Origin of the sequence: Mesorhizobium sp. M0408, assembly GCF_040321495.1 — a bacterium.
In the GTDB taxonomy this organism is placed as follows: Bacteria; Pseudomonadota; Alphaproteobacteria; order Rhizobiales; family Rhizobiaceae; genus Mesorhizobium.
On the sequence record NZ_JAMYRO010000007.1, the window covers coordinates 1 to 12,028 of the forward strand.

Here is a 12,028-nt window from a genome sequence, read left to right on the forward strand (position 1 = left end):
CCGCTGTCAACAGCCCGCCCCCACAGACTAAAACGCGGCGGGGGCGGGCGGGCGCCGGTTCAAAAAGCGGGGGCCCCCAGCCCCCCCCCCCCCCATCCCCGGCGGGGCGGCATGCCCCCCCCGGCGGGCAATGCCGGCGAGCGTGCCGGCCGAAATGCTGTGGTCGCCGCCGAGAAAGATCGGCATCGCATCGGCGCTCGCGGCATAGGCCGTTTCGCTGATTGCCGCCGTCCAGGCCGCAATTTCCGGCAGCGCCTTCACCGCCGCGTTGCCGTGTACGACAGGACGCATGTCGGCAGGGACGATCGTTCCGAGGTCGGTCAGCGTATGGCCGAGCTCGGTCAGTGCGCCGGCCAGGCCGGCCGTGCGCAGCGCACTCGGCCCCATCTCGCAGCCCATGCGGCCTGAGCCGGCCTGGATCGGCGCCCCAACGATCGTGCAATGCATTTGTCATACCCCGCCAATTACGATGCCTTTATTGAAGCCGGCATCGCTGGCAGAATGAACATGTCAAATTGGCAAATTTGTCGAAGTGCCTTACCATAGCGGCAGCATCTACTTCCGTTGTGAGCAATCATGGACCACCTCGACGAGCAGATCATCACCTCTTTGCGGCACGACGCCCGGCGCAGCATTTCCGACCTTGCCGTTAGCCTGGGTGTCTCCCGGGCAACGGTAAGGTCCCGGATCGAGCGGCTTGAAAGAGACGGCGTCATCGTCGGCTACACCGTCATTCTGCGCGCCGACGCGGTCGATCAGCGCGTGCGTGGCATCATGATGATCGAGATCGAAGGCCACGCCGCCGATCGCGTCATTCGGGCGCTGGGCGGCTTCTCCGAGGTCTCGACCATCCACACCACCAATGGCCGCTGGGATCTGGTGATAGAACTCGGAACCCAGACCCTGAGCGAGTTCGACGCGGTGCTGAGACGTATCCGCCTGATCCCCGGAATTACCGGCAGCGAAACAAGCCTGCTCCTGGCAACGCCGCGCACCACCAAGGCGCGGCTGTGACCTTCGAGGAACCGCCTTGGGCCTGTAGCGATAACGAAATCCGAAGCCACAGAACCTTCAATTGCCGGTGCGGTTAGAGCAATTCCAGGAAAAGTGTGAAACGGTTTTCCGTTCGGAATTGCGTCAAACAAGAGAGATCGGTTCAGCGTTTCCCCCGATGAACCGTTCTAGGCTCGGACAGCCCTTCTTCGAGGGAGAACAATCATGGCTCACGCCCAGCAGGAACTGGTCGAATTCGTTATCAGCAAAGCGTTCAATCCGGTCGTGCGGGCCAAACCAGACGGAAAATCCGATGCCGAACGCAAGACGCTCGAGCACGTCCAGCAAGCCACGAAGACCGAGATCGAGCGCTATCGCCATTACGGCTCGGCCGAGGAGGTCGCGACCAATTTCAAGCGCGACCTGAGCTCAGATGCCGCCAAAAAGTTGCACTCCCAGCTGCGGCGCCTGCATCTGCCGACGATCGAGGATATTCGCGACGAATTTGAGGACAAAGCCCGCAAGCTCGGGGTCAAGGCCTCGTCGTAGATCCGCGACCGGTCCTCGGTGACGTCCGTCAGGCTGTCATCACAAGCCGTCCTTGGTCGGAGGCCACCCTGACCGAACCGTCTCGGGGATGTTGTCCGACGTCAGATCGCCCCGATTGAGCTTTTCGATCGCTTCATCGGCTTCGCTTTCGTCGAGACCGGAAAGCGGCAACCCGCCGACCACGACGGCTTCGTCGCTCTCGCTGTCATAGACCTCCCAGAGGCCTTCTGAATCCTGTCGTTTGTCGAACGGCATGGCACTCTCCAACACCGCTATTGTACGCCTGCCACCCATTTCAGGGCCTGGGCTTTTTCGTCCTCCGGGAACACCCGCGCCTCGATTTGCGGAAACAGCGCGTCCGTCATTTCCGTAGCTGCCTTGATCCACTGCTTGTCGGAAATCACGGCGGCACGTTTGAAGCGGTGGAGCTCGCCAAGTTTGCTCAGCCCATACTGCAGGTCGCGCCGCAAGGCGCCAGCCGTCATGTCCTCGAAATCGGTAAGATCGGTCAGGACGCCGATGTCCTTATGGTCGCTCAGTTTGGCTTCGATTGCCGGGATGACTCTGTCGTAGTCGTCCGCTGTCACAGTGCCGGTGACACGAAAGGCGGCGACGTTCTGGGGAGCGGAAATCATCTCGATCATTTTTCCCCCGGTTTCTGACTGGCTGGCTGCCTGAAACAAACTCGGGCCATTCGCGGATGTTCCCTGCCAAAGGCGTGTTTCACTTCGACCTAAAATGACGATCGGCCGGCTTCCCCGACCGGCCCTCGGATCACCTGGGTGACGACGGTGTAACGCGTGATTTGGCCCTCCTCGGGGTCCTCTCCGTCGAAGTGGATTTCTGCATTCAGCGGCAGCTGCGCGGTGTTGCCGAACTGCTTGACGGCGGAGACATGCACAATCTGCACGTCGGGGTCACGCGTCATGGCGTCCATTGCCGCAAGCTCGGCCGTGCTGCTGCCGCCGATCCGCCAACTGGCTTCCAGCACTCCCGATCGCCAGATGCCCGAGGAATCGACACCTTGGCCGATGTCGTAGTTGCGCCGTGAGGCGAAAAATCCGGGATAGCCATCCATCGCCGCGTCGTAGGTCCTCGCCTGCGCCACGGCCAAACCCAGCGTCGGCGATAATCGCAGCTCATCCAGCGCCTCCCATCCGCCGCGCACGACGACCAGATCGGATCCGCCGTAAACGGGCTGTCCGTCGTTGTCGGTCGTCGTCCGCTGGGTGCCGTAATAGCTGATCGACAATTCGTCGATCATGGTTCTGCCAACGCTCAGCGTAACGATGTCGCGAAGCTGCGTTTCGAGAACAAGGCCGTATTCGCTTAGGTCAGAGGATGGATATTGGTCCAGCAGCCTTTCGACATCGCCGACCGTCGCGGCGGTGTGCTGGTCGCGGCCCCGCGAAGCGCGCGGTGGCTTGAACCGGACCAGCCCGAGCTCCAGCAGACGTTGCGCTGCGCGCAGCGCGTCGTGGCGTGAAAATGCGGTGTAACCGGGCAGTACGGCCGCGGCGACGGCCCTGCCGAAGCCGGCGTGCCATTCTTTTGGCCGTGCCGCCGATCCGTCCACCAGCTCGTGGGTTATGGCCTTGGTGGTTGCGAGGCGCCAGGGCACCACACCGCCGAAGAGGTCGTCCGGCCCGTTTATGCCCAGTTGGAGCGCATCGACGGCAAGCAGGCTGTCGTCCGGCACGAAATACAGTCGGCCACTGTCACCGCCGCCGTCACGCAGGCCCTGGCGGAAGGCAAAGCCCTTCAACGCCGCAATCGTGCGCGCAACGGCAGCGACGGTTTCCCGCTCGTGGGTATAGATTGTCTCGCCGCCCGGCACGGAGAATGCGACCACAACACCTTTCGCCCCGCTTGGTTGCTTACCGCTTAGCCCGGTCATGTCGCGCCCTTCGTCCATTGCCGAGCCTCTTGCCGCCATTCCGCGGCGATGCGTCCGAACCGAAAAACCCGCTTCCTCGGCGAATGTTCCGGCCAACGGCCGGCTGCGGGTTTGACCAGGTGGCTGCCCGGAACATCGGTGGCTCGCGGTTGTTATGCGGGAACCTCAGCCAGGGAGATCGAGACCATGGCTTTCACGCTCAAAGCTCGATGGCGAAAAAATACCGCCGCGCTATTCCCGCGACGGCGGCAACGTCTCGCCGCCATTGGAGTGGACGGACGCGCCGCAAGGAACCGAAAGCTTCGTCCTGGCCGTCGAGGACCCCGACGCCCCTTCAGGCATGTTCCGTCATTGGGCGGTCTACGACATCGACGCACAGCGGAACTTTCTTCCCGAAGGCACGACCGCCGGCGCCAAGACCGAGAGCCTCGGACACGGCGTCAATGATTTCGGCAATCCTCATTATGACGGCCCCCAGCCGCCGCCTGGGCATGGGCTCCACCATTACCATTTCCGGCTTCTTGCGGTCGACGTCGAGACGCTGCGTCTCGACGAGAAGGCTGCCGTCGAAGACGTGCTGAAACAGGCCGCGCCGCACGTCGTGGGAGAGGCCGAGCTCGTCGGCACATTCGAACGGGCTTGAGACCGGAGCTCGCTGTCGCATGAACTGCGGCGAACGGCCGGAATAATCGCTAAAGCGCGTCGCGTTCGATCGGCCTCATGCGACGCGCTTTAGATTCTTGTTTTTACGCATGTCGTTATCACAAAACCGCTGCACACTTTTGCGCGACATGCATCAGCGGTTCATGTTCATGATCGCGTTCATCGGCATCAAATTGTGGTCGAGGTTGGCCATGATCCAGATCGAGCCGCCAATCACCAGAACTACGATCAGCACGCCGAAGGCAAGCGCTAGAGCGTTGTTGGTGTTGTCCGGCCCCGTCGTGATGTGCAGGAAGAAGACGAGATGCACGCCCATCTGGGCGATCGCAAGCACGACCAGCGCCACCGGAATGCCGGGTGCCCATATCAGGTTGGTTCCGAGCAACCAGAACGAGGCGATGGTCAACAGCGTTGCCAGCCCGAGGCCGATCACATAGCCGCGTAGCCCGGATCCGACTTCGGTGTCGCCGAGGTATTCGTCACCCGGCGCCGTATCGATGTCGTAGCGCTCCAGCCCATCGGTGTCGCGCCGTTGCGCGTGGCGATCGTCCGCATTGCTCATCGACTTGCTCCCAGGAGATAGACCACCGTGAACAGGGCGACCCAGATGATGTCGAGGGCGTGCCAGAACAGGCTGAAGCACATGAAACGCCGAAGAATATCGTCACGGAATCCCTTGGCGAAGATCTGCGCCATCATCGTGAGCAGCCACAGCAGCCCCGCCGTCACGTGAAGGCCATGGCATCCAACCAGCGTGAAGAACGCCGACAGGAAAGCACTGCGCGTCGGTCCGGCATCGCGGGCAACCATATGCGCGAACTCGCGCAACTCGAGCAGGATGAAGCTGGCGCCGAGCACGAAAGTGACAGCCATCGCGACATAGAACCAGGAGCTTCGCCGCGCTGTCACGGCGAGGCTGGCGAGACCGCAGGTAAAACTCGACAAAAGCAGGGCCGCCGTCTCGATCGCGACGTTGCGCAGGTCGAACAGCTCGGCCCCGCTTGGTCCGCCCGCCGTCTTGCCCGCCAGCACGGCGTAGGCCGCGAAGAAGGCCGAGAACATCACGATGTCGCTCAGGAGGAAGATCCAGAAGCCGTAGCCGACGACGATCCGGATCGGTGCCGGGCCGCCGTCGCCGTGGCCAGGTGCATGGCCGTGCCCGCCATGGAGGCGGTAAGGGTCACGCTCTCGAACATCGATCGCGGTCATGGCCTTGGCCCTGTGTAGGTAACCAGCGCCTCGCGGCGGGCACTTCGGTTGGCGCGGTCGATCCGGGCGACTTCGGCGGCAGGAATGACGTATTCGGGGATGTCGCGCCACGCGAATACGACGAAGGTGGCCAAAGCACCGAGAGCGCCGAGCGCCACCATCCACCAGATGTGCCAGATGAGGGCAAAACCCATTACGGTCGCAAAGAAGGCGCAGATGAACCCGGTGGGACTGTTGCGCGGCATCTCGATCGGCTCGTAGTCAGGCTCGTCGCGCAGCCGGTTTTGTTCGCGTGCCCGCTGCTTGATGCTCCAGTAGGGCTCTTCGCCCTCGACATGCGGAAGCGCGGCGAAGTTGAAGACCGGCGGCGGCGAGGGCGTGGCCCATTCCAGCGAGCGGCCGTCCCAGGGATCTCCGGTGGCGTCGCGAAGCGCCGCGCGCTGCCGGATGCTGACGACGAGCTGTACGATCTGCGCGACCACGCCGGCGGTAGTGATTAACATGCCGACGCCGGCAGCCAGCACCCAGGGATACCATGCCGACACGTCGAAATGCTGCATTCGGCGGGTCATGCCGAGCAGGCCAACAGCGTAGAGCGGCACGAAAGTGACGTAGAAGCCGATCAGAGTCAGCCAGAAGGCCAGCTTGCCCCAGCCCTCGTGCAGCCGGAAACCGAATGCCTTTGGAAACCAGTAGGTATATCCCGCGAAGGCGCCGAACAGCACACCGCCGATGATGACGTTGTGGAAATGCGCCACCAGGAACAGGCTGTTGTGGAGCAGGAAATCGGCTGGCGGCACGGCCAGCAACACGCCCGTCATACCGCCGATGACGAACGTCACCATAAAGCCCAGCGACCACAGCATTGGCGTCGCGAAGCGGATGCGGCCGCCATACATGGTGAACATCCAGTTGTAGATCTTCACGCCGGTACCGACAGCAATGATGCTGGTGGCGATGCCGAACGCGGCGTTGACGTCGGCCCCGGCGCCCATGGTGAAGAAGTGGTGCAGCCACACCATGAAGGAGACGATGCAGATGAAGAGCGTCGCGGCCACCATCGAGCGGTAGCCGAACAGCGGCTTGCTGGAGAAGGTAGAGATGACCTCCGAGAAGATGCCGAACGCCGGCAGGACGAGGATATAGACCTCGGGATGGCCCCAGGCCCAGATCAGGTTCACGAACATCAGCATGTTGCCGCCGGCTTCATTGGTGAAGAAATGAAAGCCGAAATAGCGGTCGAGCGTCAGCATCGCGAGCGTGGCGGTGAGGATCGGGAAGGCGGCGACGATGAGCAGGCTGGCGGCGAGTGAGGTCCAGCAGAACATCGACATCCTGAGGTAGCTCATGCCGGGCGCCCGCATCTTCAGGATCGTGGTGACGAAATTGATCCCGGTGAGCAGCGTTCCGACGCCCGATATCTGCACCGCCCACAGATAATAGTCGACGCCGACGCCCGGCGAATAGGCGGTCTCGCTGAGCGGCGGATAGGGCAGCCATCCGGTACGGGCGAATTCGCCGATCACCAGCGAGATGTTGACCAGCAGCGCACCGGTGGCGGTGAGCCAGAAGCTCACCGAGTTGAGCGTCGGAAAGGCAACGTCGCGGACGCCGAGCTGCAGCGGCACGACCAGGTTCATCAGGCCGATGACGAACGGCATCGCCCCGAAAAAGATCATGATGGTGCCGTGGGCGGAAAAGACCTGGTTGAAGTGATCGGGCGGCAGATAGCCGGGCGCCTGGAAGGCGAGGGCTTGCTGGGACCGCATCATGACGGCGTCGCTGAAGCCGCGCAGCAGCATCAGCAGCGCCAGCAGCGTGTACATCACGCCGATCCGCTTGTGATCGACGCTGGTGATCCATTCGCGCCACAGATAGGGGAAATGGCCGGCCAGGAAGACCCAGGCCAGCACGCCGAGAATTGCCAGGGCGACGACCGCCGAGGCGATCATCGGCAGAGGCTGATCGAACGGAATGACGTCCCAGCTCAATTTTCCGAGCATTGTCAGCCTCCTGTCGCGGGCGATACGCTCGGCTCGGGGCGACCGGCCTGGGGACCGGGCGCGGGCGGAACGCCCTGCGTCGCGATTTCATGGAAAAGGTCCGGCTCGACCGAGCGATAGGTCGAAGGCGGCACGTCGATGCTCTGTCTGGCCAGTTCCTGGTAGCTGGCCTTGTCGAGTGCCTGTCCCTGGCTTCGCGCCGAATTGACAAACGCGTCGAAGGCATCCGCTGCGACGGCATGCAGCACGAATTGCATGCCTGGAAAACCGTCACCGCTGAAATGGGCCGACCGCCCATAGAATTCGCCGAGCTGATCCGCCTGCAGGTGAAGCTGCGTCGTCATGCCATTCATCGTATAGATCATGCCGCCAAGCTGAGGCACGAAGAACGCGTTCATGACGCTTGCCGAGGTAAGCGAGAAATGCACCGGCCTGCCCGCCGGCACCACGAGCTGGTTGATGCTCGCCACATTCTGCTCGGGGTAGATGAACAGCCATTTCCAGTCGAGCGAGACGACCTGCACCTCAAGCGGCTTTTGCTGCGAATCCAGCGGCTTCATTGGATCGAGGTCATGCGACCCGATCCAGATGATGCCGCTCAGAAACAGGATGACGAGGATGGGGATCGACCAGACCACCAGTTCGATGCGTCCGGAATAGGCCCATTCCGGCAGGTACCGCGCTCTTGTGTTGGTTTCCCGGAACCACCAGGCAAAGCCGAGCGTCGCCACGATCGTCGGGATGACGATGGCCAGCATGATGGCGACCGAATTGAGCAGGATCGTCCGCTGCGCCGCCCCCACCGGCCCTTGCGGATCGAGCACGCCGCCCTGGCAGCCGGCAAGCAGCCCGACCAGCAAAATCGTCGCGCCGAGGCAGCCAAGACGGATGGCGGCACAGTTTCGAACGATCACCCTCAGCAGCATGAGATCTCGCCGTTTCCTGAAAACCGATTGGAACGTTGCAGGCAGCGTGGCTGCCAACCCCGAATGTGCGCGCCGGTGTGCTCCTGGCGACAGTTTCTTCACGCACGCGGCTCCGGCTGGCAGAACCACATGCGGCGGACGTCATCGTTAAGCGGTCGACCTGTCGAGAACCCCTCCAAATCCTAAAAACCAGCGGCAAATCCCAAGCAACCAGAGCCAAATCTTAAGAAACCAGCGACAGGACCCAGATCGAAGTTATCGCCAGAAACGTGGCGAATGCCAAGGCGGTAAACCGGTTCATGGCCGCGCCCACCGTTGTCCATTTAGTCCGCTCCCCGCGACTCGGCGCTGAATCCAGTGACGCTGCCCAGTGATGCTGCTCCAGATGGCTGCGCCAACCGAACGAATGTTCGTCGCGAAAGTTCCCAAAAAGCCAGATCCATCGCAGCCTTTGGTTGCAGGCCGGCGGCAACGCGATGCGCACCAAGGATGGTTGGGCGGCTTTCTCGCCAAACAGAAGCGAGGACTGGCTTTGCGTATGTAAAAACTACTTGTCTAGGTGAAAATAGTTGCTACTAATCGGCTGGGCCGGCGCATGGCCGCCTCTGGGAGGAATTTCGGCATGACAAGACTGCGCGGCCTCGCGTGGGATCACCGACGCTGCTGGGGTCCGCTCGACGCCAGCATCGGGCCGTATTGTGCCGCCAATCCCGGTCTTGAGATCGAATGGGACCGCCGCAGCCTCTACGAGTTCGGCGAGGGCGCGCTTGGTCCGGTGCTCGGCGCCTATGATCTTGTCGTGTTCGACCATCCGTTCATCGGCGATATTGCCGAAGGCGGGCTGATGGTGCCGTTCGATTTGTCGGCCGAGCAGCGCCGCGGCTTCGAACGGGATTCGGTCGGCGCGTCCTGGCAATCCTACGCAAGGGACGGGCGCCAATGGGCGTTGCCGATCGATGCTGCCTGTCAGGTTGCCTCATATCGCCCCGATCTGCTGGAGCGCTACGGGCCGCTGCCGCGCAGCCATGACGAGGTGCTGGAGCTCGGCCGGCGCGCCTTGAAGGACGGCAAATGGCTTGGGCTGCCGTTGGTGCCGACTGACGCCATGTGCCTGCTTTTGACGCTGGGTGAGCCCCGGGAAGACGGCGACGAGTTCATCGGCGGGGAAAAAATCGAGCAGGCCGTCGGGCAGTTGCGCCAGCTTGCGGCGCTGTCGCACCCGAACTCGCCGAAATGGAACCCGATCCGTTGCTACGATCAGATGATCGCGCATGACGACGTGGTCTACGTGCCGTTCGCCTTCGGCTATGTGAACTACGCCTCTAAGGCAGACAGGCCGTATCTGCGCTTCGCCGACGTGCCGACGCCGCGATCCGCCGGCGCCTTGCTCGGCGGCGCCGGCATCGGCGTCAGCGCCCAATCGAAACACAAGCAGGCAGCCATCGATTACGCGCTATTTCTGTGCTCGCCCGGCTATCAGCGCGGCGACTATGTGAAATCCGGCGGACAGCCGGGGTCGCTGGCGGCGTGGCAGGATACCGAGGTCAACGCGCTCTCGGGCGGCTTCTTCGCCTCGACTCTGGCGACGATCGAAGCCTCCTATCTGCGCCCGACCCATCCGGGCTTCATCAGCTTCTTCCGCCAATGCGCCCCTCATGCCGCGGCGGCGATCGCCGGCGAATTGCAGGCGGCCGAGCTCGCGGATCGGCTGAACCGGCTCTATCGCGAGACCAGGCATGGCCAGCCGCAACGGAGCGTCGCGTAATGGCCGCCGATATTGCCCAGATCGTCGACGAAGGCGAAAGCGGCCGCAACGGCTATCGGGTGCCGGCGGTGGAGAAGGCGCTCGACATACTGGAATTCATGGCTGCCAGCGGCGAGCCGCTGACCCAAACCGAGATCGCCACCGGAATGGGGCGCTCCATTCACGAGATCTACCGCATCCTGCTGTTGCTGGAGAAGCGCGGCTACATTTTCCGGACGCAATCGGACCGCTTCCGCCTGTCGCTGAAGCTGTTCGAGCTGGCGCATATGCATCCGCCGGTAAACCGCCTGGTCGAATGTGCGCTGCCGGTGATGCGCGGCCTGGCCGCCAATGCCGACCAGAGCTGCCATCTCGTCGTGCGCGAAGGCGAGAGCGCACTGGTCGTGCTGCAGATCGATTCGCCTTTGCCGATGCGTTATTCGGTTGCCCTTGGCTCGCATTTCCCGATACTCGAAACGAGCTCCGGCGCGGTGCTGCTGGCGCATTCGAGCCGCGCCGAGCGCGACCGCATCGTCGAACGGATCGTCGCCGCAGGCGAAGGCCAAGGCAGCCGGACGGAAATCGAAGCGCGGCTGAACGAGGTCGCAAGGCTCGGCTATGAAATGCGCGCCTCGCTGGCTGTCGAGGGCTGCACCAACATCTCGATGCCGGTGCGCGACCATACCGGCGCCGTCATTGCCGCGCTCACCGTCCCCTTCCTGCCGCAAAAGGCCGCCCGCTTCGATCGCAGCACCGTCTTCGAGCGGACGAAGGCGGCGGCCGAGACGATATCGGCGGCGCTGGGCGCGGGCGAAGCTGCCGCCTCTTCACGTGCCGACCCGGAACGGCGGGACTATCCGTTCAGCAACTGACAAGAAATACAGGGAGAAGAAACATGAACTGGTCCAAATCGATGCTGTTTGCCTCGGCGGCGGTGCTTGCTCTGAGCGCCGCCGCGGCACACGCCGAAAACATGCCGAAGCGCATCGGCTACGTCACCAACTACGCCACGCATGAGTGGTATCAGAACGTCATCAAGGGCATGCAGTCCCGCGCCAAGGAACTTGGTATCGAGCTCGAGGTGCAGGACGCCAATCTGGACGTTGCCAAGGAGGTCTCCGCCGCCGAAGATTTCATGGCCAAGGGCGTCGACGTCCTGATCATCACGCCCGTCAACGAGGAAGGCGTCGTGCCGCTGCTGCGCCAGGCGAAATCCAACAACGTTCCAGTCGTGCTCGAAGGCAATCCGGTCAAGGGCATGACCACAATGGTCGCGATCTGCGACTACGACACCGGCTACACCGCCGGCGTCGAAGCCGGCAAATACGCCAAGGAAAAGCTCGAAGGCAAAGCCAAGGTGATGAATGTCGGCTTGCCGCTGCTGTCCGCCACGGTGCTGCGGTCGCAGGGTTTCATGGATGGCCTGAAGACCATCATCCCCGACGCGGTCATGGTCCACGACCTCGACGGTGGCGGCAATCCCGATCGCGCGCTCGAGGTCTCTTCGGCGGCACTTGCCAAGAACGCCGACATCAACATCATCTACGGCATCAACGATTCCTCCTCGCTCGGCGGCCTTCAGGCCTGGAAAGCGGCCGGCAAGTCGCAGGACGGCCTGTTGACGGTCGGCACCGGCGGCGAAGGCCTCGCCTTCATCAATGCAATGCAGAACGAGCCGTCCTATCGCATCGAAGCCGCGATGTTCCCGGAAAAGGAAGGCTACACCGCCATCGATGCAGCGGTTAAGCTCTTCAACGGCGAAGAGGTGCCGGAACACATCGTCAGCCCCACCGCGCCGATGAACGGTGACGACTGGAAGAAGTTCTACGACTACGATGGCACCACACGCAAAATCAAATGGGATGCCGTCAATGCGCTTCAGCCACCGGAAAAATGCATGAAAACTTCCGCCGATCTGAAGAAGTAAGGATTCCGGGTAGCCCTTCCCGCACGGCGGGAAGGGTGGCGGATCGGATATGCCGACGGCAAAACAGGGCAACCGTCCTGTTTTGGCCGGCAGTTCCAGACGGCGACGGCACCGATA

Annotated in this window: 13 protein-coding genes and 1 pseudogene; 6 read left to right on the forward strand and 8 right to left on the reverse strand. The window is 62.6% G+C overall.

Annotated elements, in window-relative coordinates:
- Positions 1-99: 99 nt before the first annotated feature.
- A pseudogene (locus tag NKI67_RS10035) lies at positions 100-447 on the reverse strand (arginase family protein); the annotation flags it as partial.
- 129 nt (positions 448-576) lie between these two features.
- Between NKI67_RS10035 and NKI67_RS10040 the strand changes: the two are divergent.
- Both NKI67_RS10040 and NKI67_RS10045 read left to right on the forward strand, forming a co-directional pair.
- A complete protein-coding gene (locus NKI67_RS10040; RefSeq protein ID WP_023677055.1) occupies positions 577-1,014 on the forward strand; it encodes an Lrp/AsnC family transcriptional regulator in 438 nt (145 codons plus the stop codon).
- A gap of 204 nt (positions 1,015-1,218) precedes the next feature.
- Positions 1,219-1,542 carry a hypothetical protein gene (locus NKI67_RS10045; RefSeq protein WP_023677054.1) on the forward strand — a complete coding sequence of 108 codons (324 nt, stop codon included), beginning with the start codon at positions 1,219-1,221 and terminating at the stop codon, positions 1,540-1,542.
- Between the two features lie 39 nt (positions 1,543-1,581).
- Here NKI67_RS10045 and NKI67_RS10050 read toward each other — a convergent pair whose 3' ends face one another.
- From NKI67_RS10050 to NKI67_RS10060, 3 genes are read right to left on the reverse strand one after another with little or no spacing between them, the layout of a single operon-like run.
- Positions 1,582-1,797, reverse strand: a complete 216-nt coding sequence (locus NKI67_RS10050; RefSeq protein WP_031211849.1) for a hypothetical protein — start codon at positions 1,795-1,797, stop codon at positions 1,582-1,584.
- Between the two features lie 17 nt (positions 1,798-1,814).
- The gene (locus NKI67_RS10055; RefSeq protein WP_352645257.1) at positions 1,815-2,225 is read right to left on the reverse strand and encodes a SpoIIAA family protein; all 411 of its coding nucleotides are present in this window, start codon (positions 2,223-2,225) and stop codon (positions 1,815-1,817) included.
- A gap of 50 nt (positions 2,226-2,275) precedes the next feature.
- Positions 2,276-3,457, reverse strand: coding sequence for a DUF3182 family protein (locus NKI67_RS10060; RefSeq protein WP_023677051.1), 1,182 nt, complete (start codon positions 3,455-3,457; stop codon positions 2,276-2,278).
- 136 nt (positions 3,458-3,593) lie between these two features.
- On the opposite strand from NKI67_RS10060, the gene NKI67_RS10065 reads away from it, so the two are divergent.
- Entirely contained in the window at positions 3,594-4,082 is a 489-nt protein-coding gene (locus NKI67_RS10065; RefSeq protein WP_023677050.1) for a YbhB/YbcL family Raf kinase inhibitor-like protein, read from the forward strand.
- 153 nt (positions 4,083-4,235) lie between these two features.
- Here the strand turns inward: NKI67_RS10065 and cyoD are convergent, their stop codons facing one another.
- Genes cyoD through cyoA form a run of 4 tightly spaced genes read right to left on the reverse strand, consistent with a single transcriptional unit; the run spans position 4,236 to position 8,240 of the window.
- Positions 4,236-4,664, reverse strand: a complete 429-nt coding sequence (gene cyoD, locus NKI67_RS10070) for a cytochrome o ubiquinol oxidase subunit IV (RefSeq protein ID WP_023677049.1) — start codon at positions 4,662-4,664, stop codon at positions 4,236-4,238.
- Entirely contained in the window at positions 4,661-5,311 is a 651-nt protein-coding gene (gene cyoC, locus NKI67_RS10075) for a cytochrome o ubiquinol oxidase subunit III (RefSeq protein ID WP_023677048.1), read from the reverse strand. Before cyoC ends, cyoD begins: the two co-directional genes overlap by 4 nt.
- Positions 5,308-7,314 (reverse strand): cytochrome o ubiquinol oxidase subunit I, encoded by a 2,007-nt coding sequence (cyoB, locus tag NKI67_RS10080; RefSeq protein ID WP_023677047.1) that lies wholly within the window; start codon positions 7,312-7,314, stop codon positions 5,308-5,310. Before cyoB ends, cyoC begins: the two co-directional genes overlap by 4 nt.
- Before the next feature lie 2 nt (positions 7,315-7,316).
- On the reverse strand, positions 7,317-8,240 hold the full coding sequence (gene cyoA, locus NKI67_RS10085) for a ubiquinol oxidase subunit II (RefSeq protein ID WP_084641133.1): 924 nt from the start codon (positions 8,238-8,240) through the stop codon (positions 7,317-7,319).
- Positions 8,241-8,862: 622 nt separating this feature from the next.
- Between cyoA and NKI67_RS10090 the strand changes: the two genes are divergently transcribed.
- From NKI67_RS10090 to NKI67_RS10100, 3 genes are read left to right on the forward strand one after another with little or no spacing between them, the layout of a single operon-like run.
- Complete coding sequence (locus NKI67_RS10090; RefSeq protein ID WP_031211844.1) at positions 8,863-10,005, forward strand: ABC transporter substrate-binding protein; 1,143 nt, start codon at positions 8,863-8,865, stop codon at positions 10,003-10,005.
- Positions 10,005-10,856: an IclR family transcriptional regulator gene (locus NKI67_RS10095; RefSeq protein WP_023677043.1), complete on the forward strand. Its 852-nt coding sequence runs from the start codon at positions 10,005-10,007 to the stop codon at positions 10,854-10,856. The genes NKI67_RS10090 and NKI67_RS10095 overlap by 1 nt, the downstream gene beginning before the upstream one ends.
- Positions 10,857-10,879: 23 nt before the next feature.
- Positions 10,880-11,911 carry a sugar ABC transporter substrate-binding protein gene (locus tag NKI67_RS10100; RefSeq protein WP_023677042.1) on the forward strand — a complete coding sequence of 344 codons (1,032 nt, stop codon included), beginning with the start codon at positions 10,880-10,882 and terminating at the stop codon, positions 11,909-11,911.
- Positions 11,912-12,028: the final 117 nt, after the last annotated feature.